We start from the raw sequence: 19,133 nt of genomic DNA, 5'->3' as shown, positions 1-19,133 counted from the left end.
ATGCCTCCGGACCGCCGATCCTGCCTGCCGGCCGGGCGACTTTCAATGGCGCAGTCGGGATTGCGGGGTGCCCCTACCGTCCCGGGGTGAGATAACGGGCGGGGACGGCGTCGGTCAGCCACACCCCGTTGGCGCTGCGGTGGAAGACGAGCCCGTCGCGGGCCATCGCCGCCGCGTCCACGGTGAACACCACCACGGCCCCGCCCCGCCGCGCGCCGACCCGGCGGGCGGTCTCGACGTCCGGCGACAGGTGGACGTGGTGACGGCCGCCCCGGTGCAGCCCGGTCGCCCGGATCGGGTCGAGGGCGGCGGCGCCGGTGCCGTGGTACAGCAGGTCGGGCGGCACCGCCGGCGGCAACCCCAGATCGACCGGGATGGAATGGCCCTGGTTGGCCCGGATCCGTTCGGCCCCGTCGGGGCCGCGCTCCACCGCGAAGCGCTGCTTGTCGTTCTCGGCGACCACCACGTCGAGCGCGTCCCGCCCCACCCGCAGGGCGGCCAGCAGGTCGTCGACCAGGACCCACCCGGCTCGGTCCGGCGTGAGGCCAAGGCGGTGCGGCTCGTGCCGCAACGCCCGGGACATCCGCTTGCTCAGCTTGACCGTGGCGCGGTGATCCATCCCGGAATTGTGGCCGGTGGTGGCCCCGCCGTTCCACCCGTTTTCCACGCGACGTCCGGGGCCACGACGGCAGGGGCGTTGCGTTGTCGCGGGCGCGGTCCCTGGTCAGCCTGGGGACCGTGGCCGGGGCGAAACTGGGGGCGGAGCTGGGGGCGAGGCGGTCGATGCTGTGGGGCGGCGCCTATGGAGCTGAGTCGTCCACGTCATCAACGCCGGCCGGACCACCGCCGTCGCATCACCCACCGCCCCACCGGATCGTCGCTCACGGTCGCCGAGCACGCCGAGCGCGGCTGATGTCGTATCCGACTCAGCTCCATAGGCGCCGGGAGACACACCCGCCATGGAGCGGCGCCCACGCCAGAACCCCCGAGACCTCCTGATCGAAGCGCTCCCGCCCCACTTCGCAATCGCCCTGGTGCGCCCCGGTACAACCGCCGCCGCCGGTGCCGGTGCCGGTGCCGGAAACATCCGGTGGTCGACACCGGGGGACAACCACCCGGCCGGACAGGCCGCCGGCAGGGAAAGCTCGGCGCGGTGCCGGGGCCGGCTGCTAGCCTCTCGCGTTGACGCGGAACCAGCATCGGGAGGCCGACCGTGCCCAGGGAGACCGGACGCACCCTCGTCGCCTCGAACAAGAAGGCCCGGCACGACTACGACATCCTCAAGACGTACGAGGCGGGGATGGTGCTCGCCGGCACCGAGGTGAAGTCGCTGCGGGCCGGCCGGGTCTCGCTGGTCGACGCCTTCGCCCAGGAGCACGACGGCGAGTTGCTGCTGCACGGCCTGCACATCGCCGAGTACGGCTTCGGCAGCTGGACCAACCACCAGCCCCGCCGCACCCGCAAGCTGCTACTGCGTCGCGTCGAGATCGACCGGATTCTCGACCGGACGCGCGAGGGCGGTCTCACTCTCGTGCCGTTGTCGCTGTACTTCGCCGACGGCTGGGCCAAGGTCGAGCTTGCCCTTGCCAAGGGCCGTAAGTCGTACGACAAGCGGCAGGCGATCGCCGAGCGGGACGCCAAGCGGGAGATCGCCCGCGAGTTCGGCCGCCGGCTCAAGGGCGCCCGCGCCCGGCGCGCCTGACCCGCACCCGCCGCCTCGTCACCGGGCCCCGCCGTGCCCGATCCCGGAACATCGTGCCCGGCCCCAGATAATCGACCATACCAGCACGAAACGACCTCGTTTCGCCCCCGCAATGCGATACAGATCGCATCCCGGCTTGCAAACGCCGAGTCTTCACTACGCTCGGGTACGACACCGTTTCGCAGGAGGGCCAGTGACGAGCGAGCAGCAGAGCCCGACGACCCCGGCCGTCCCGCCGGCACGGACCGCCCCGGCACCGACACCGGCACGGACCAGCGCACCGGTACGGACCAGCCCGGCACCGGCCGTTCCGGCGGCGCGGACCGCCCCGGCACCGGCGCGGACGGAACGCTTCACGGAGCTGCTCGCCACCGTGATCCACCTGCTGCGCGAGGTGGGCTACGACCGGCTGACCATCGACACCGTGGCCGCCCGGGCCCGGGTCAGCAAGGCCACCATCTACCGGCACTGGCCGGGCAAGCCCGAACTGGTCGCCGCGGCCCTGCACGAGCGCCACGTCGACCGGCACATCCCCGCCGACACCGGCTCGCTGCGCGGCGACCTGCTGGAGATGCTCCGCGTCACCGCTGCCATCTGCACCGCGGACAGTGACCTCATCCAGGCGCTGACCCTGGCCATGCGCACCGCCCCGGAGCTGGAAAAGCTCATCCGACATCAGGTGATGCCGGCCGGCCGCGTCCTCAGCGCCGCCGTCATCGTCCGCGCCGCCGCCCGCGGCGAGATCCCGCCCGAGGCCGGCGAGCGCGATCTCTTCCACGACCTCGCACCCGCCATGGTGATGTCCCGGATCCTCTCCCACGGGCTCCCCGCCGACGACACGTTCCTCACTCATCTCGTCGACCAGGTACTGCTTCCCGTTCTGCGGTACCACGCCGGCTGACGCGGCGGTCCGCCCGCGCACCGACACCCCTCCACGGAAGGCTCCACCATGCCCGGATCCACGTCCAGCGCGCCCGCGTCGCCCGGGGCGACCGCCACGTCCGCGCACCCGCGGCGCTGGATCGCGCTGGCGATCATCGCGATCGCCCAGCTGATGGTCGTCCTCGACGCGACCATCGTGAACATCGCCCTGCCGAACGCCCAGATCGACCTCAACATCTCCGACGCCGACCGGCAGTGGGTCGTCACCGCCTACACCCTCGCCTTCGGCGGCCTGCTGCTGCTCGGCGGCCGGATCGCCGACTACTGGGGCCGCAAGCGGACCTTCCTCGTCGGCATGGCCGGCTTCGCCCTCGCCTCGGCCCTCGGCGGCCTGGCCCAGAGCGGCGGGCTGCTCTTCGCCGCCCGCGCCCTCCAGGGCGCCTTCGGCGCGCTGCTCGCCCCCGCCGCGCTGGCCCTGCTCACCGTGCTGTTCACCGAGACGAAGGAACGGGCGAAGGCGTTCGCCGTCTACGGGGCCATCTCCGGCGGCGGCGCCGCCGTCGGCCTCCTCCTCGGCGGCGTGCTCACCGAGTACGCCAACTGGCGCTGGTGCCTGCTGGTCAACATCCCGGTCGCGATCATCGCGATCATCGCCGCCGTCCCGCTGGTGCCCGAGAGCCGCGCCCACGGCGACACCCGGTACGACGTACCCGGCGCCGTCGTGGTCACCGCCGGCCTGGTCTCCCTCGTCTACGGGTTCACCAAGGCCGCCGAGGACGGCTGGGACGCCACCGCCACCCTGGCCTTCATCGCCGCCGGCGTGATCCTGCTCGCCGTGTTCGTGGTGATCGAGCTGCGCTCCAGCCACCCTCTGCTGCCGATGCGCATCCTGCTCGACCGCAACCGGGGCGGCGCGTACATCGCCTCCACGCTCATCGGCGCCGGCCTGTTCGGGGCGTTCCTGTTCCTCGCCTTCTACTTCCAGGTGGTGCTCCAGTACACCCCGCTGGAGGCGGGCCTCGCCTCCCTGCCGGTCACCGCCGGCGTGCTGGTCGCCGCCGCCGCGGCCAGCGTCCTGCTCCCCCGCATCGGCGCGAAGCCCCTGATGCTGGCCGGCGCGGTCCTGGCCGGCGCCGCCATGCTGTGGCTCACCCAGATCGACGTGGACACCTCGTTCGTGGGCCACCTGCTCCCCGCCCAGGTCGTCCTCGGCATGGGCCTCGGGTTCACCTTCGTACCGGTGTCCAGCCTCGCCCTGGTCGGGGTGCCCAACCACGACGCGGGCGCGGCCAGCGCCACGCTCAACGCCACCCAGCAGATCGGCGGGTCGCTCGGCACCGCCCTGCTGAACACCATGTACACCAGCGCGGTCGCCGGATACCTGGCCACCCGGGTCCCCGGCCCCGCGACCCAGGTCAACGCGCTGGTGCACGGCTACACGGTCGCGTTCGCCTGGGGTGCCGGGCTGATCCTGCTCTCCGGCCTGGCCACCCTGCTGCTGATCAAGGTCCGCCGGGAGGACATCCCGGCCGGGGGCACCGTACACATGGGCTGAGACCGCCCGGGGCCACGGCCGGTCCCGGCACCGCGCACCTCGCGCGCCGCCGGGGCCGGCCTTTCCTCTTCCGGTACGCGCCGCGTGGCCACACCGACCCCGCGCGGTGGTATCAAGGACCGGAGTCCGCGGAGGAGGGGCCGTGCAGAGCTTCACCCGTGCGTTCGTCCGCAATCTCGTGATCTTCACCGTCTGCGGGGTGGCCGGGCCGGTCTTCCTCGTCGTGGGCGCCCTCGGCGTCAGCGAGGTCGGCTCGGGCGAGGAAGGCGTCCCGCTGGCCTTCCTCATCACTGGCCTGGTGTTCACCCTCGCGATCCCGATCGGCGCCTTCCTGTTCACCCGGGCGCACTTCCGGGTGATCACCGACCGCAACCAGGTGTACGACGCGCACCGGCGCGACGACGACAGCTTCGCCATGTGGACCCCCACGGCCCGGATCCCGATCCAGGATGGCCGGTTGGCCACGGCCGAGGTGCGCGAGGCGACGTTCGTGACGTACGGCCAGGACTGGGAGGCGACGTACCAGAGCTACGGCGGCGACCTCGACCCCGACGAGCCCAAGGCGCGCATCCGGCTCAGGCTGTGGGTTCACCCCGAGGGCGGCGAGCCGTTCGAGTCGACGGCCACGTGGCGCGTGCCGTCCCTGTGCCTGGCTGCCGTCACTGCGGGGCGACTCGTCGCCGTCACCCACCCAGGCGTCCCCGCGGAATTCGGCATCGACTGGCCGCGCAGCGCCCTGCTGTCGGGCGCCCGGACCTTCCGGCTGGTCGGGCTCGACGGCCGACGCGTCGACCTGACCGGGCACCCGGATCTCCTCCTGGAGCAGATGAGAAGCGCGAGGGCCACGGGCCGGATCGCCCTGGACGGCGACACGATCGACCTGCGACGCGTCGACCCCGCCGTGGCAACACGACTGCAGAGCCTCGTCGAGCGGGCCGCAGCCGGTCGACCGACGCCCGAGCCGCTGCCGGACGGCAGGGCCAGGTGGGTGATCGACCGCCTGCCCGGTGCGGAGGGGGCGTTCGGTGGCGTCGACCGCCGGTGGGCACGCCACGGCGGGCAGCTCGTCCGGGGCCGGTTCCTGGAGCTGCGGGGCACGGACACCTTCCAGTACGAGGGCCCGGTGCTGGAGACCGTCCTGCGGCTGTTCCCCGACGGCGGCGCCCCGTTCGACGTCGGGAAGAAGCTGACGGTGCCGATGAACTACCTCGCGCTGCTGCACCGAACGAAGCAGCTCGTCGTGCAGGTCGGCGGGGACCGCCGGTCGTACGAGATCGACTGGGAACGCACCAACCTCGCCGCCGGGGTCAGCCCCGCCGTCGTGATCGGTCCCGACGGCCGGCAGTTCGACCTGACCGGCCGGTTCGACCCCCTGCTGGCGATCATGCGGCTGCTCGTGGCCCACCGCGTGAGCCTCCCCGGCACCGTCCTGGACCTCCGCGACCGCCGCCCCTCCGCCGCGGCGGCGCAGGTCATGGACGTCATCCGACGTACCCCGCTGAGCCTTCGATCAGGCTGACCCGCGCGGCTCAGCCCTTCACGCAGACCACCTGCTTGAGGTGGGCGACCACCTCGACCAGGTCCTCCTGCTGCGCCATCACCTCCGTGATGTCCTTGTACGCGGCGGGGATCTCGTCGACCACCCCCGCGTCCTTGCGGCACTCCACCCCGGCGGTCTGCCGCGCCAGGTCGTCCGTGCTGAACGTCCGCTTCGCCTGCCCGCGCGACATCCGCCGCCCGGCCCCGTGCGAGGCGGAGCAGTACGCGTCCGGGTTCCCCTTCCCCCGCACGACGTACGACCCGGTGCCCATCGAGCCGGGGATGACGCCGAGGTCCCCGGCGCCGGCCCGGATCGCGCCCTTGCGGGTGACCAGCACGTCCACCCCGCCGTACGTCTCCTCGGCGACGTAGTTGTGGTGGCAGCTGATCGGCTCGTCGAAGCCGACCTGCGGGAACCGGTCACGGACCACGTTGCAGAGCAGGGCCAGCATCACCGCGCGGTTGCGGCGGGCGTACTCCTGCGCCCACCACAGGTCCCGCCGGTACGCCGTCATCTCCGGCGTGTCGGCGAGGAACACCGCTAGGTCCCGGTCGGGCAGCTCGGCGTTGTGCGGCAGCCGCCGCGCGATGCCGATGTGCCGCTCCGCCAGTTCCTTGCCGATGTTGCGCGACCCGGAGTGCAGCATCAGCCAGACCCGGCCGGCGTCCGGGCCGCCCTGCTCCAGGCAGACCTCGATGAAGTGGTTGCCACCGCCGAGGGTGCCCATCTGCTGCTGGGCCCGGGTCTCGAGCTGGGCCACCCGCTTGTCGAGGGTGCCGAAGCGCCCCCAGAAGTCGGCCCAGCCGCGCTGCTCCAGCCCGCGTACCCGGCGCGGGTCGATCGCGGCGTCGCGCTTGGCGAAGCCGACTGGGATGGTCGCCTCGATCTCGGAGCGCAGCCCGGCGAGGTCGTCGGGCAGGTCGGCGGCGGTGAGCGAGGTCCGCACCGCCGACATGCCGCAGCCGATGTCCACGCCGACGGCGGCCGGGGAGACCGCCTGCCGCATCGCGATCACCGAGCCGACGGTGGCGCCCTTGCCGAAGTGGACGTCGGGCATCACGGCGACGCCCTCGACCCAGGGCAGCGCGCCGATGTTGCGTAGCTGCCGGGCGGCCTGCTCCTCGATGGCGTACGGGTCGGTCCAGACCCGGACGGGCGCGCGGGTGCCCGGAAGCGGGGTGAATGCCATCGTGTTCTCCTCGTTCGGTCTCGTTTTTCGCGGAGCGGCTGGCCGGATTCGAACCGGCGATCTTCACCGTGGCGGGGTGACGCGCTGCCGGGCTGCGCCACAGCCGCGAGTCCGGTCCACCGGCGGCGGGACGGACGTGGGCGATCACGGTCCGACGGGCGGGCACCGGGGACGAAAAAGCCGCCCGGTCCCGGACTCGGGATGGGCGGCTGCGCATGTCGCGCTGGCGCTATCCGCGCCACCACCCGAGTTGTCGGCGCTGACACCGGCCGAGGGTCTGCTCGCCGGTGAGCAGCGGGGCACCGCCGCGCGGCGTGGGCCGCGAGGTTGTGGTGCGTTTGCGCTGCGACACGGCATGCTCCCTGAATCAGCTCGGGTTGACCTTGCCCAATGACCGTAGGCGAGGGCCAAGACGGTCGCAAATGGATATTCGGCCGCCCTCAGCACCCACCGACACGCCCGCCCGACGTCGGCGGTTCGGCGAGTCGGCCGGTCGGCGGGTCGGTGGGTCGGCCAGCCGGTCAGAGCCAGCCGCGCGCGGACGCCTCGGCGCCGGCCTGGAACCGGGTGGTGGCACCCAGTCGTTCGATGACGGAGGCGATCCGGCGGGTGGCGGTGCGGGCGCTGACCCCGAGTTGGCGGGCGATGGCCTCGTCCTTGAGGCCGGCCTTGAGCATCCGGAGCAGCAGCAGATCCTCGTCGCTCGGCTTGTCGTCGGCCGGCGGGTGGGCGCCGGCGAGCGGTGTGGCCCGACCCCAGTACGCCTGGAACAGTTCGGTCAGCGCGTCGAGCAGCCCCGAGGGATGGATCAGCGCGATGTTGTCATAGGCCCCGCCGGTGAGCGAGACCACCGCCACCCGCAGGTCCATGATCCGTAGTTTGAACGGCAGGCTGGGGAGCATCCGGGCCTGTTCACCCGCCTCGGCGAGCCTGACCAGCAACTCGAAGCGACCCGGCCGTCCCATGGACTCCGGGCAGTAGACCGTGCGGATGTCCACCCCTCTGGCGATCAGGTCCTCGGTCTCGGCGATCTCCGCCTCGTTGGTGTCCGGGGTGCCGTCCACGTGCTTCATGTAGGGCGGCCGGTCGAGCACCCACAGGTGGGTTCGCACGGACCGGGTGAGTTCGTCCACCCGGCGGTTGACCGTCTCCCGGCCCGACAGCACCTCCACCCAACGCCCGGGATCGCGGAGCCGGGCTTCCTGGAACAGTTGGGCGAAGTCCGCGACGGCAGCCTGTACGCCGTCCAGCGCCGCTTCCGTCTCCAGCCGGTGCCGGGCGACGAGTGCCGTCAGTGCCGCCTGCGGCCCCATGGCTTCGTACTTGCCGGGCGCTGTCCGTCTCAGCAGGCCGAGCCTGCTGAGCCGGGCGACGGCGCCGCGCAGCCGGGCGGTGTTGACGCCCAGGGCGCCGGCGGTCTCCGACAGCGGTTGGCCGGGCCGGAGCAGCAGCAGACGGTAGACCTGTTCGTCGAACTCGCTGATGCCCAGCGCGCCCAGCACCGGATCGTTCCGCACATCCCACCCGCCCGCATCCACGCCCCCGGCGCGTGGCGTGATTCGCCACGTGACCGAAGACGTCATGAAGATATCTCGACTTATTTCGGCCTGAGACGTTCACTACTCACCATCCCACCTGGCGATCTTGCCGACAGGGCAGACCCTCGTCGTCTCGAACACCCCCAAAGAGGAGCAATGGCGCGCAGACCCCGACACACCTCCCTCCGTGGCGCGGCGATAGTTGCTGCTGCCCTGGCGATCACGATCAGCCCGGTCCCGGCATCCGCCCAGCCCGCGCCTCCGGCGTCGCCGAGCGTCCTGCCCCCGGGCACCGGAGGCAGCGGCACCTACATCGTCACCCTGGCCGAGAAGCCGCTGGCGACCTACGAGGGCGGGGTCGCCGGAATCGCCGGCACCAAGCCCGGTAGGGGCAAGAAGGTGGACGTGGGCACCGCCAACGCCCAGCGCTACCGCAGCCACCTCACGGACAAGCACACCAAGGTGGCGCGCAGCGTGGGCGCCAAACCGCTCAGGAGCAACTCTGTCGCCTCGAACAGCTTCGTCGCGGAACTGACCCGGGCGCAGGCAATAAAGCTGCTGGTCACCGGCGGCGTGCTCTCCGTGGTGCCCGACAGGCTGCTCAAGACCACCGACGACCGCAACTCCGTCGACTTCCTCGGTCTCTCCGGCCGCAGGGGCGTGTGGTCCAAGCTCGGCGGCACGGCCAACGCCGGCAAGGGCGTCGTCGTCGGTGTGATCGACACCGGGGTCTGGCCGGAGAGCGCGTCGTTCACCGCGCCGGCGCTCGACGCCACCGCGCCCACGGCGGCCGATCCGTACCGGCCGTACCGTCAGGGTACGGCCACCGTCATGCACAAGTCCGACGGTGGCACGTTCACCGGCACCTGCCAGACCGGCGAGCAGTTCGCCGCGACCCTCTGCAACGAGAAGGTCATCAGCGCCCGGTACTTCGGCGACGGCTGGCTGAGGCGCGTTCCTGCGGAGAAGCGGAAGGACTACGTCTCTCCCCGGGACGCGCAGGGACACGGCACACACACCGCGAGCACGGCGGCCGGCAACACCGCTGTCCCCGTCACCGAGCAGGGCGTCAACTTCGGGGAGATCACCGGAGTCGCGCCGGGTGCGGCGATCGCGGTCTACAAGGCACTCTGGCAGGGCATCGACGACGACACGACCGGCGGGCAGACGTCGGACATCGTCGCCGCCATCGACCAGGCGGTGGCCGACGGCGTCGATGTGATCAACTACTCGGTGGGCAGCGGAAGCGAGTCGTGGCCCGACGACCCGACCCAACTCGCCTTCCTCAACGCGGCGGCGGCGGGCATCTTCGTCTCCGCGTCCGCCGGTAACTCCGGTCCGGACGCGTCGACGATGGACAACACCGTGCCGTGGACGATGACGGTCGGCGCCAGCACGGTCGCTCCGTACCCGGCCAGCGTGGAGCTGGGCAACGGGGCCCGCTTCAACGGCACCAGCACGACCGTCGCGGCGGCGTTCGGACCCAAGCCCCTGATCGCCTCCCGGGCGGCGAAGGCCGCCTCCGCCGACGACACCGAGGCGGACAACTGCATGGCCGGCAGCCTCGACCCGGCGAAGGTCGCCGGCAAGGTCGTCGTCTGCCTCCGTGGCGTCATCGCACGGCCGATCAAGTCCGCCGAGGTCAAACGGGCCGGCGGCGTCGGGATGGTGCTGGCCAACCCGAGTGACCAGGACCTCAGCGGGGACCTGCACAGCGTGCCGACCGTGCACATCAACTCGCCCGACACGCAGGCCGTGCTGGACTACGCGGCGACCGCGGGGGCGCAGGTGACCCTGCTGCCGACCGGCCCGACCATGCCGTACCCACAGGTGGCGGCGTTCTCCTCGCGTGGTCCCTCGGAGCGCAACCCGGACCTCCTGAAGCCGGACATCGCGGCTCCCGGCGTCGCGATCCTCGCGGCCGTGGCCCCGCCGGGCGCCGAGGGGAAGAACTTCGACTTCTACTCCGGCACCTCGATGGCCGCGCCGCACATCGCCGGCATGGCCGCGCTCTACCTCGCCAAGTACCCGGACTGGTCGCCGGCGCGGGTCAAGTCCGCGATGATGACCACCACCTTCCCCACCAAGACCGCCACCGGGAAGCGGACCAGCGACGTCTTCGCCCAGGGCGCGGGTCACGTCGACCCGGCCAAGATGCTCAACCCCGGTCTGGTCTACGACGCGTCGGAGCAGGACTGGCTGGGCTACCTGGAAGGGCTGGGCGTCCGGACCGGTTCCGGGGTCGAGCCGATCCAGGGCAGCGACCTGAACTACCCGTCCATCGGCGTCGGCAATCTCTTCGGCACCCGGACGGTCACCCGTAAGGTCACCGCCGTCACCCCCGGCGTGTACCACGCCACGGTCGACCTGCCCGGGTTGAAGGCCAAGGTGAGCCCATCCACCCTGCGCTTCAAGAAGGCGGGAGAGACCAAGCAGTTCACCGTCACCATGGAGCTCAAGACGGCTCCCGCCGGCGTGCCGACCGTCGGTTCGCTGACCTGGCATGGTGGCGGCACCGCCGTTCGCAGCCCGATCGTGGTGACCCCGCAGAGCGTGCTCGCGCCGACCGAGCTCCGGGGCACCGGCGCCGCCGGCTCGGTGTCCTTCGAGGTGACCCCGGCGGTCAAGAAGCTCCCGATCGAGACCTACGGGATGGTGTCGGGGCCGTCGACGCCCGGCACGGTGAACATCAGCGACATCTGGGGCAAGGACTTCCCGGTCACGGTGGCCAAGGGCACCAAGGTCGTTGAGTTCACCGCACGCGCGGACCACCCTCAGGCGGAGATCGCCCTCATCGTCTTCCGGGTGGTGAACGGCAATCTGGTCTTCCACGACTGGACCGTGCCGGCCAATGACGTGCACCTCACCTTTGCGAGGCCGGAACCCGGCCTATACCAGATGACGATCATCACCCTGGCGGACCTGCCGGGAACCACGGAAACGCCCTTCAAGGTGAAGGCGAACCTGGTCACCGGCGAGGGTGGCGTCGGCAAGCTGACGGTGTCCCCCAAGAACCCCAAGGTCACCCCGGGCACTCCGCTGACGGTCACCGCGAAGTGGTCGGCAGTGCCCGCCGGGCGGCACACGGGCTACATCGAGTACCCGAACGGGGCCGGCACCATCATCAGCGTCAACTGACCTGATCATGTAGGGCGGCGGGGCCGGACAACATCGTCCGGCCCCGCCGTCGCAGGTCCGAGGCCCGGCCCGGCGGCCGAATGCGCGCCGGGGCGGTCGGGGCCGGTCAGGCGAGGGCGGCGTCCTCGCCGACCGGCTCGGTCACGTGGTCGAGGAAGGGGAAGCGGGCGCGCAGCTCGGCGAACCCCGCGCCGCCGCGCCAGGCGTCGGCGATCCGCACGACCTGGTCCAGGTCGGTGGTGTCGCCGTCGGCCCGGGACCCGTCCGAGCCCGAGATGTCGACCATGAAGTAGCGGGCCTGGGATCCCAGACCCACGCAGATCGTCCCCCGCTCGGAGGTCAGCTCGGCGCACGTGAACCGGCTCCGCCCCTGCTCGGGAGCGCTGATCCGGCCCACGTCCACCTGACACCGGGTGGCGGTCAGGGCCAGCGCGGACGCGAGCCCGCCCAGCTCGACCAGGTCGGGGTAGAGGCGCACACCCAGGGCCGTCGACACGTCGCTCATCACTGACTCCCACTTCTCTGTGACAGGTCCAGCAGCGCGGACGTTACAGCCTGGTAAACCTTTGATCTAGCCTCATGGACACCCCAGGACAAAATCGTTCCTCCGTGGCCGGTCCCGCCCGGGACGCCGCCGCGCCAGCCGGGGTGCCGGCCGGCGCCGCGTAGCATCCACGCCCATGGCGCTGATCCGCTGCGACTTCCACTCCGAGGCGCTGGGCATGGGCACCTCGATGACCGTGCTCCTGCCGGACCCGGCCGGCTCCGGGATCGGCCTGGCCGGCAGCGCGCCGGCCGGCGACCCGCCCGTGCTGTACCTGCTGCACGGCCTCAGCGACGACGACACCGTCTGGACCCGGCGCACCTCCGTCGAGCGGTACATCGCGCCGCTCGGGCTGGCCGTGGTGATGCCACAGGCCGGGCGCAGCTTCTACACCGACGAGGAGCACGGCAACCGGTACTGGACCTTCCTCAGCGCCGAGTTGCCCGAGCTGTGCCGATCGTTCTTCCGGCTCTCCGACCGGCGCGAGGACACCTTCGTCGCCGGCCTGTCGATGGGCGGGTACGGCGCGGTCAAGTGGGCGCTACGCGAACCGGGCCGGTTCGCGGCGGCGGCCAGCCTCTCCGGGGCGCTGGACTTCGCCCGGCGGCGCGACCACCCGACCAGCCCGGTGGACCCGGCCGTGTGGCACCCCGTCTTCGGCGACCGGCACGTCCCCGGCAGCGACGACGACACGATGGCGCTGCTGGAACGCGCCGGGGACGACCTGCCGGCGCTCTACGTCGCCTGCGGCACCGAGGACTTCCTGTTCGACGACAACACCCGGTTCGTCGAGACGGCGCGGCGGCGCGGCGTGCCGCTGACCGTGGACTTCTCCCCCGGTGCCCACGACTGGGCGTACTGGGACGCGAAGATCCGCGACGTGCTCGCCTGGCTGCCGCTGCGCACGCCCAGCGGGGCGTGACGGCCGGGTCCCGTAGGTCCTCGAAACGGTCCAGGACCTCCGGGTAGCCCCTCGACCTGGCGCAGCGGCGGTTCAGACGCCGACCGAGCCGTCGACGGCCTCGCGCAGGAGGTCGGCGTGGCCGTTGTGCCGGGCGTACTCGTGCATCATGTGCAGCATCACCAGGCGCAGCGATACGTCCTCGCCCCAGCGGGGGTTGTGGGCGACGACGTCCAGCGACCCGGCCTCCCGCTCGATGCGCCGGGCGTGTTCGACCTCCCGCCGCCACGCCTCGAACGCCTCGGACGCGCCGGCGGTGCGGGCGTCGTACGCCTCCTGGTAGTCGCCGCTCTCCGACCAGACCAGCGGCACGTCCTCGCCGCCGATCACCCGGCGGAACCAGTTGCGCTCCACCTCGGCCATGTGCCGGACCAGGCCGAGCAGGCTCAGCGTGGACGGCGGGGACGACTGCCGGCGCAGCTCCTCGTCGGTGAGACCCTCGCACTTCAGGGCGAGGGTGGCACGGTGGAAGTCCAGGAACGCGCGCAGCATCTCGCGCTCGTCGGCGATCAGGGGCGGGCCGATCCGCTCGGTGGTCATGTCCGGGTCCTCTCCGATCACCGCCGGCCGGGTCCCACGACCGGCGACCGGAGGCCGCCGAGGGGCGTTGCTCTCGCCGGGCGAGCCTAGCGCCGGAACCGCCGGAGCCGGCCGGCGCGGTCGGACAGGGCCCGCCGGGTCAGCCGGACGGGCGGGCCACGGGAGAATCGAAGTACGTGTCGGGGTACGGCTCGTCGTCGTACCGGTAGTGCCACCACTCACGCGGATAGTTGGTGAACCCGCCGTCGGCCATCAGCCGCTTCAACAGTTCACGGTTGTCCCGGGCGACTCCGGTGACCCGACCGTCGGCGGTGTGGGCGCGCGGGTCGAAGCAGTCGAAGCCGGTGCCCATGTCGACGCCGTTGTCCGGGAAGCGGTCGTCCTTCGGGTCGGTGCAGGCGACCAGGGGCTCGCCGGGGGCGTAGGGGCGTTGGCCGGGCGGCGGGTCGTCGACCAGGGTCAGGTCGACGGTGCTGCCCCGACTGTGTGCGGTGGGCGCGCCGAGGTAGCCGTCGGCGAACAGCCGCGATTTGGCCACCCCGGGATAGAACTCGGCCTTCGTCTGCTCCTCGCCGGGACGCTTCGCCCAGGCCACGAAGTCGTCCACGGCAGGCTGCGGGCGGTAGCAGTCGTACACCTTGAGGCTGTGGCCCGTCGCGCGGGCGGCCTGCTGCACCCGGCTCAGCGCCTCGGCGGCGGGCCGGGTGAGCAGGCACAGGGGCTCCCGGTACCCGGCGATCGGCCGGCCGACGAAGTTGTGCGCGGTGGCGTACCGAATGTCGGACCCAATACTCGGATCCACATCGGACAACACCACAAACCCACCCGGCACCCCCACCCCACCCCCACCCGACGCCCCCACCCCGGCAGGCCCCGACGCGGAACACCCCGCCAACAACAGCACCCCAACAACAACCCGACCCAGCCCCCCAACCCCCCACCACCAACCCCCCACCCCCACCCGCCCCGCGGCGGTGATCAAGAGGTTTACGTCAGGTGTACGCCCCGATCCCGACGTAAACCTCTTGATCGACCCGCAAGGGAGGATGCCTGGGCGAGGGTCGGTGGGCAGGGTCGGCCGGTGGCGCTGTCCCATGCACCCGTTCTAGCAGCATCCGGTCCGGTTCATGGGGAACCGGTGGGATCTGTCCTGGGTGAGGGGGCCGACGCTTACAGTCGGCGGGCCGCCCGGCAGATCTCCACCGGCAGCGCGGGTGCGCCGTCGACCGGGGCCGGGTCCTCGGCCGTGGGGGCGATCCCGCCGGCGGCGATCCGGTCCAGGGTGGCCAGGCCGGCGGCGTCCACCTCGCCGAAGATGGTGTAGTTGGGGCGCAGCGCCGAGTTGGCGTACACCAGGAAGAACTGGCTGCCGTTGGTGTCCGGGCCGGCGTTGGCCATGGCGAGCACACCCCGGGCGTACACCTTGCGCACGCCCGTCGGGTCCGTCGGGGCGGGCGGCAGGTCGGTGGGCAGTTCGTCGGCGTACCGGTAGCCGGGCCCGCCCTCGCCGGTGCCCGACGGGTCGCCGCACTGGAGCACGCTGAGCGTCGGGTACGCGGTCAGCCGGTGGCACGAGGTGCGGTCGTAGAACCGGTGCCGGACCAGGTGCAGGAAGCTCTGCACCGTGCAGGGCGCCTGCTCGCGGTCAAGGGTCAGCCCGATCGGGCCCTGGTTCGTCCGCAGCGTGACCCGCACGGTGCCGTGACCCGGCGTCCGCCGGGGGTCGGGCGGCAGCGGGACGGGCCGGGCGGCCGGCTCGTCCGGCGTCTCGGTGTACGCGCACGGCCCCGGGGTCGTCCTCGGCGGCGCGGCGGCGGCCGGGACCGCACCGCTCGGGACCGCACCGCCTGCGGCGGCGGCCGGGACCACACCGCTCGGGGCGGCGGCCGGGGCGGCCACGGCGGCGACGCCGCTGCCGCCGATCAGGGCGGTGGCGAGCAGCGCGACACCGGTGAGGCGGGACAGCGTACGTGTCCTGCGGGGGTGGGCCGGGAACGGCGGGACCGACTGCCGACGGGGTGACCTCGACACGGGGCGTCCTCCTGGGCTGATGAATCCAGAAAGATCGCAGTCTATGGATCCGGCGGTCCTCCTGTCGATGGCGACACGCGAAGCAGGGCGCGGCGGCCAGGGCGCCGGCCACCGCCGGGATCCATCACGCCGGGTCCCGGTGCTCGCCGAGCGGGCCCACGGTCCACCCCCGGCTGCGGCACTCGGCCAGCAGCCGGGGCAGGGCGGCGAGGCTCGCCCGCCAGGCCCCGGGGGCGGCGGCGCAGTCCGCGTCGTGCAGCAGGACGGTGCCACCGCCGGCCAGCCCGGCGGTGACGGTGTCGAAGACCGAGTCGGCGCTCGCCGTCGCCGTCCAGTCCCGGCCCCAGCAGGTCCACAGCACCGGCGCCAGCCCCAGCCGCGCGCTCGCCACCAGCGCCGGGCCGGTCAGCACCCCGTACGGTGGGCGGAAGAAGCGGGGGGTCAGACCGCTGGTGGCCTCGACGAGCGCGCGGGCCCGGGCCAGGTCCCGGTAGGTGGCCAGCGGGCCCCGGCGCAGCAGGTTGCGGTGGGCCCAGCCGTGGACGGCCACCTCGTGCCCCCCGGCGGCGATCTCCCCGGCCAGCCGGGGCGACCGGGCGAGCATCGCGCCCAGCAGGAAGAACGTGGCCCGCACCCGGTGCTCCGCGAGCATGTCGAGGAACCGGGGGGTGGACTCGGGGTCGGGCCCGTCGTCGAAGGTCAGGGCGATCCGCCCTGGCCCGCCCGTCCCGGCGAGCCGGGGGAACAGCCGGCGGCGCACCGCCGGCACCGCAGTGACCGACGGGGCGAGTTGGGCGGTGGCGAGCGCGACGGTGGCCGCGCCGACCAACGCGGTGGACCGCCTTCGCGGCAGACGTCCGACAGGGGCGGTCACCGCCGGCCCGTCCAGCGGATCGACGGCAGGACCGTGGCCAGCACCGCGACCGCCTCGCCCACCGCGTCCAGCACCGACCTGCGGCGGTACGCCTCGGGCTCGGCGACGGCCGACGGCCGGGCAGCCACCTCGGCCACCAGACCGGCGGGGTCGGCACAGCGGGTCATCCCCCCATCGGTGGACTCCAGGCCGGCCGTGGACAGCGCGGCCAGCGCCCGGCACAGGTGGTCGGCGGACGGTGCCAGCCGGGTCAGACCGGCCTTGGCGAGGATCGCGGCGTTCACCCGGCCGTGACCCGGTATGGGGCGATAGGTGACCACGGGCAGTCCGCAGCTGAGCGCCTCCTGGCAGGTCAGCCCGCCCGCGTTCTCCACCAGCACGTCGACCGCCCGCATCAGCGTGGGCATGTCGTCGACCCAGCCGAGGGCGTGCTGCGTGGACCGCCGCAGCCGCTGGCGCAGGGGTTCGTTACGGCCGCAGACGACCACGGTGCGCACGCCGTCGACGGCACCGACGTCCGCGACCGTCGCCTCGATGTCACCCACCCCCCACGCCCCGGCGACGACGAGCGCCAACCGGCCCCGCTCCGGCAGGCCGAAACGCCGCCGGGCCTCGCTGCGGCTCGTCCCCGTGGCCGCCCGGAAGTCGATCGACACCAGCGGCTCGACCGTCCGGACGTCAAGGTCGGGGATGGCTGTGCGGGGGTGGGCATGCGGCAGGGCGCAGTAGACGTCGACGCCCGGCGCGACCCAGGTGGGGTGGATGACGAAGTCGGTGACGTAGGTGACCAGCGGGACGGCCAGCCTGCCGCTGCGTCGCAGCGGCCCGAACAGCTGGTTCGCGAACGGGTACGTAGTCACGACCGCCCGGGTGCCTGGTGGGACGGCCCGCCGGGCCCGTCTCCGCAGCGGCGTGAGCGCCCCTCGCAGCACGGCGGCGACCAGCCGGGACCGACCGGTGACGGCAAACAGCGCGCCGTAGCCCCACGGAGCCCAGCGCAGGGCGCCCCGGTACGCCTCCCGACAGATCCACCGCAACGGGCGCGGCAGCAGGTCGAGGAAGTTCACCCGGTCCACGACGAAACCCTGGTCGGCGAGCCGGCGCGTCAGTTCGGCGGCGGCCGTGTCGTGGCCGGCGCCGACATCGGCCGACACCACGACGATCCGCCCCCGGTGCTCCGCGGTCACCGCCCGCGCTTACCCGCCCGCCGCGGGTTGACTCCCCCGGCCCGGGCGGACAGCGCGCGAAGCTGGCCGCCTACTCCGGTGGCCCGGCCCGGGCGGACAGCGCGCGAAGCCGGCCGCCTACTCCGGTGGCAGCGGCGGCGGCGCGGGGACTCAGGCCTGGCGGCGGGGACTCAGGTCTGGCGGGCGGGGACTCAGGTCTGGCGGCGCCGGCGACGCAGGAGCGCCGTGGTGAGCAGCGCGGCCACGACGACGGCAGCGGCGGCGGCCCCCGCGACGACCGGCCACGACGCGGCCAGGCCGGGGCGGGCGACCCGGTGGGCGGCCATCGCCCGGGGCTCGGGCGTGACCGCCGGGCCCGGCGACGCGGACGCCGACGGCGAGCCGTTGGCGGCCGTCTCCCCCGGGGAGACGAGACGGCCCACCGAGGCGTCCCGGGGCAGCGAGAAGCCCCAGTCCAGCAGCGTGGCGCCCTGTTCCCAGCCGCGCATCGGGCTGGGCTCGGCCCCGAGCAGGGTGACCACCAGCCGGCGCCCGCCGCGCTGCGCCGCGCCGACGTAGGTGTGCCGGGCGTAGTCGGTGAAGCCGGTCTTCCCGCCCAGCGCCCCCGGATAGCGGTAGATGAGCTGGTTCTCGTTCTGGATCTGGAAGCCCTTCTTCCGCAGCGCCGGCTGGGCGGGGATCCGGGTGCTCTCGGTCAGCGCGTACCGGCGGAAGGTGGGGTCGGCGAAGCAGGCCCGGGCGATCAGCGCCAGGTCGTACGCGCTGGTGAACTGGCCGGGGCCATCCAGCCCGGAGGGGGTGACGGCGTGGGTCTGGAGGGCGCCGAGGCGTGCCGCCTCGGCGTTCATGGCCCGGACCCCGCCGGCCGCCCCGGCCGGACCGCCGACGAGCCGGGCCAGCACGTTGGCCGCCTCGTTGCCGGACTGGAGCAGCAGCCCGAGGAAGACCGTCTCGACGGTGTAGCGGCCACCCTCCAGCAGGCCGACGGCGGAGCTGCCGGGGGCGATGTCGAGGTCAGCGTGGGTGACTGTCACCACCTGCTTCGGGTCCAGCCTCGGCAGCGCGGTGGCGGTCAGCAGCAGCTTCTGCACGCTGGCCGGGGTGGCGTACCCGTGCGGGCCGCAGCCGCCGAGCACCGCCCCGGTGTCCAGGTCGGCGACCAGCCAGGAGGTGGCGGTGACCGCTGGCGGCGGGGCCGCCCCGGCCGGCGCGACGAGGCCCGGGGCGGCCAGCGCCGCGCCGCCCACCGCCTGCTGCTCCGGCACCGACGGCGGGGGCGTCGGCTTCGGGGAGCGCGGCACTTTCGGCGCCACCGCCTTCGGGCAGGGCACCGCCCCAGTGGCCGGGACGGCCGGCGCGGCGGCGGCCGGGACGGCCGTTCCGGCGGTGAGGAGGAGGACGGCAGCGGCGGCCAGCACCGAGGCTCTCATGCCCAGCACCCTAACCGGCAGG

The 19,133-nt window shown here is 73.1% G+C and carries 16 protein-coding genes and 1 tRNA gene; 6 read left to right on the top strand and 11 right to left on the bottom strand.

Annotated features, from left to right (window positions below; translation table 11 throughout):
• Positions 1 to 73: 73 nt before the first annotated feature.
• Positions 74 to 619, bottom strand: coding sequence for an RNA 2'-phosphotransferase (locus OG617_RS29815; protein WP_405096242.1), 546 nt, complete (start codon positions 617 to 619; stop codon positions 74 to 76).
• Between the two features lie 594 nt (positions 620 to 1,213).
• On the opposite strand from OG617_RS29815, the gene smpB reads away from it, so the two are divergent.
• The 4 genes from smpB to OG617_RS29795 all read left to right on the top strand — a co-directional run bounded on the left by smpB (position 1,214) and on the right by OG617_RS29795 (position 5,658).
• Positions 1,214 to 1,702, top strand: coding sequence for an SsrA-binding protein SmpB (smpB, locus tag OG617_RS29810; protein WP_405096241.1), 489 nt, complete (start codon positions 1,214 to 1,216; stop codon positions 1,700 to 1,702).
• Between the two features lie 193 nt (positions 1,703 to 1,895).
• Entirely contained in the window at positions 1,896 to 2,603 is a 708-nt protein-coding gene (locus OG617_RS29805; RefSeq protein ID WP_405096240.1) for a TetR/AcrR family transcriptional regulator, read from the top strand.
• A gap of 48 nt (positions 2,604 to 2,651) precedes the next feature.
• Entirely contained in the window at positions 2,652 to 4,139 is a 1,488-nt protein-coding gene (locus OG617_RS29800; RefSeq protein WP_405096239.1) for an MFS transporter, read from the top strand.
• 142 nt (positions 4,140 to 4,281) lie between these two features.
• Positions 4,282 to 5,658, top strand: a complete 1,377-nt coding sequence (locus OG617_RS29795) for a hypothetical protein (protein ID WP_405096238.1) — start codon at positions 4,282 to 4,284, stop codon at positions 5,656 to 5,658.
• 10 nt (positions 5,659 to 5,668) lie between these two features.
• On the opposite strand, the gene OG617_RS29790 is transcribed toward OG617_RS29795, so the two are convergent.
• From OG617_RS29790 to OG617_RS29780, 3 genes are all read right to left on the bottom strand, one after another.
• On the bottom strand, positions 5,669 to 6,868 hold the full coding sequence (locus tag OG617_RS29790) for an RtcB family protein (RefSeq protein WP_405096237.1): 1,200 nt from the start codon (positions 6,866 to 6,868) through the stop codon (positions 5,669 to 5,671).
• A 33-nt stretch (positions 6,869 to 6,901) separates the two neighbouring features.
• A tRNA-Gly gene (locus tag OG617_RS29785) sits at positions 6,902 to 6,975 on the bottom strand.
• Positions 6,976 to 7,389: 414 nt separating this feature from the next.
• Positions 7,390 to 8,385, bottom strand: a complete 996-nt coding sequence (locus tag OG617_RS29780) for a hypothetical protein (RefSeq protein WP_405096236.1) — start codon at positions 8,383 to 8,385, stop codon at positions 7,390 to 7,392.
• Between the two features lie 177 nt (positions 8,386 to 8,562).
• Between OG617_RS29780 and OG617_RS29775 the strand changes: the two genes are divergently transcribed.
• The gene (locus tag OG617_RS29775; protein WP_405096235.1) at positions 8,563 to 11,544 is read left to right on the top strand and encodes a S8 family serine peptidase; all 2,982 of its coding nucleotides are present in this window, start codon (positions 8,563 to 8,565) and stop codon (positions 11,542 to 11,544) included.
• 106 nt (positions 11,545 to 11,650) lie between these two features.
• On the opposite strand, the gene OG617_RS29770 is transcribed toward OG617_RS29775, so the two are convergent.
• Positions 11,651 to 12,049, bottom strand: coding sequence for a hypothetical protein (locus OG617_RS29770; protein ID WP_405096234.1), 399 nt, complete (start codon positions 12,047 to 12,049; stop codon positions 11,651 to 11,653).
• A gap of 175 nt (positions 12,050 to 12,224) precedes the next feature.
• Between OG617_RS29770 and OG617_RS29765 the strand changes: the two genes are divergently transcribed.
• On the top strand, positions 12,225 to 13,010 hold the full coding sequence (locus tag OG617_RS29765; RefSeq protein ID WP_405096233.1) for an alpha/beta hydrolase: 786 nt from the start codon (positions 12,225 to 12,227) through the stop codon (positions 13,008 to 13,010).
• Positions 13,011 to 13,082: 72 nt separating this feature from the next.
• On the opposite strand, the gene OG617_RS29760 is transcribed toward OG617_RS29765, so the two are convergent.
• The 6 genes from OG617_RS29760 to OG617_RS29735 form a co-directional block, all read right to left on the bottom strand.
• Complete coding sequence (locus tag OG617_RS29760; protein ID WP_405096232.1) at positions 13,083 to 13,589, bottom strand: DinB family protein; 507 nt, start codon at positions 13,587 to 13,589, stop codon at positions 13,083 to 13,085.
• A gap of 139 nt (positions 13,590 to 13,728) precedes the next feature.
• A complete protein-coding gene (locus tag OG617_RS29755; RefSeq protein ID WP_405096231.1) occupies positions 13,729 to 14,403 on the bottom strand; it encodes a M15 family metallopeptidase in 675 nt (224 codons plus the stop codon).
• Between the two features lie 356 nt (positions 14,404 to 14,759).
• On the bottom strand, positions 14,760 to 15,620 hold the full coding sequence (locus tag OG617_RS29750) for a peptidylprolyl isomerase (RefSeq protein WP_405096230.1): 861 nt from the start codon (positions 15,618 to 15,620) through the stop codon (positions 14,760 to 14,762).
• Between the two features lie 124 nt (positions 15,621 to 15,744).
• Positions 15,745 to 16,494, bottom strand: coding sequence for a polysaccharide deacetylase family protein (locus OG617_RS29745; RefSeq protein ID WP_405096229.1), 750 nt, complete (start codon positions 16,492 to 16,494; stop codon positions 15,745 to 15,747).
• Positions 16,491 to 17,681, bottom strand: a complete 1,191-nt coding sequence (locus OG617_RS29740; protein ID WP_405096228.1) for an MGDG synthase family glycosyltransferase — start codon at positions 17,679 to 17,681, stop codon at positions 16,491 to 16,493. Before OG617_RS29740 ends, OG617_RS29745 begins: the two co-directional genes overlap by 4 nt.
• 191 nt (positions 17,682 to 17,872) lie before the next feature.
• A complete protein-coding gene (locus OG617_RS29735) occupies positions 17,873 to 19,111 on the bottom strand; it encodes a D-alanyl-D-alanine carboxypeptidase family protein (RefSeq protein WP_405096227.1) in 1,239 nt (412 codons plus the stop codon).
• Positions 19,112 to 19,133: the final 22 nt, after the last annotated feature.

Origin of the sequence: Micromonospora sp. NBC_01412 (assembly GCF_045040215.1) — a bacterium.
Classification (GTDB): domain Bacteria; phylum Actinomycetota; class Actinomycetes; order Mycobacteriales; family Micromonosporaceae; genus Micromonospora; species Micromonospora rubida.
This window is presented reverse-complemented; position numbering and strand designations above follow the sequence as displayed.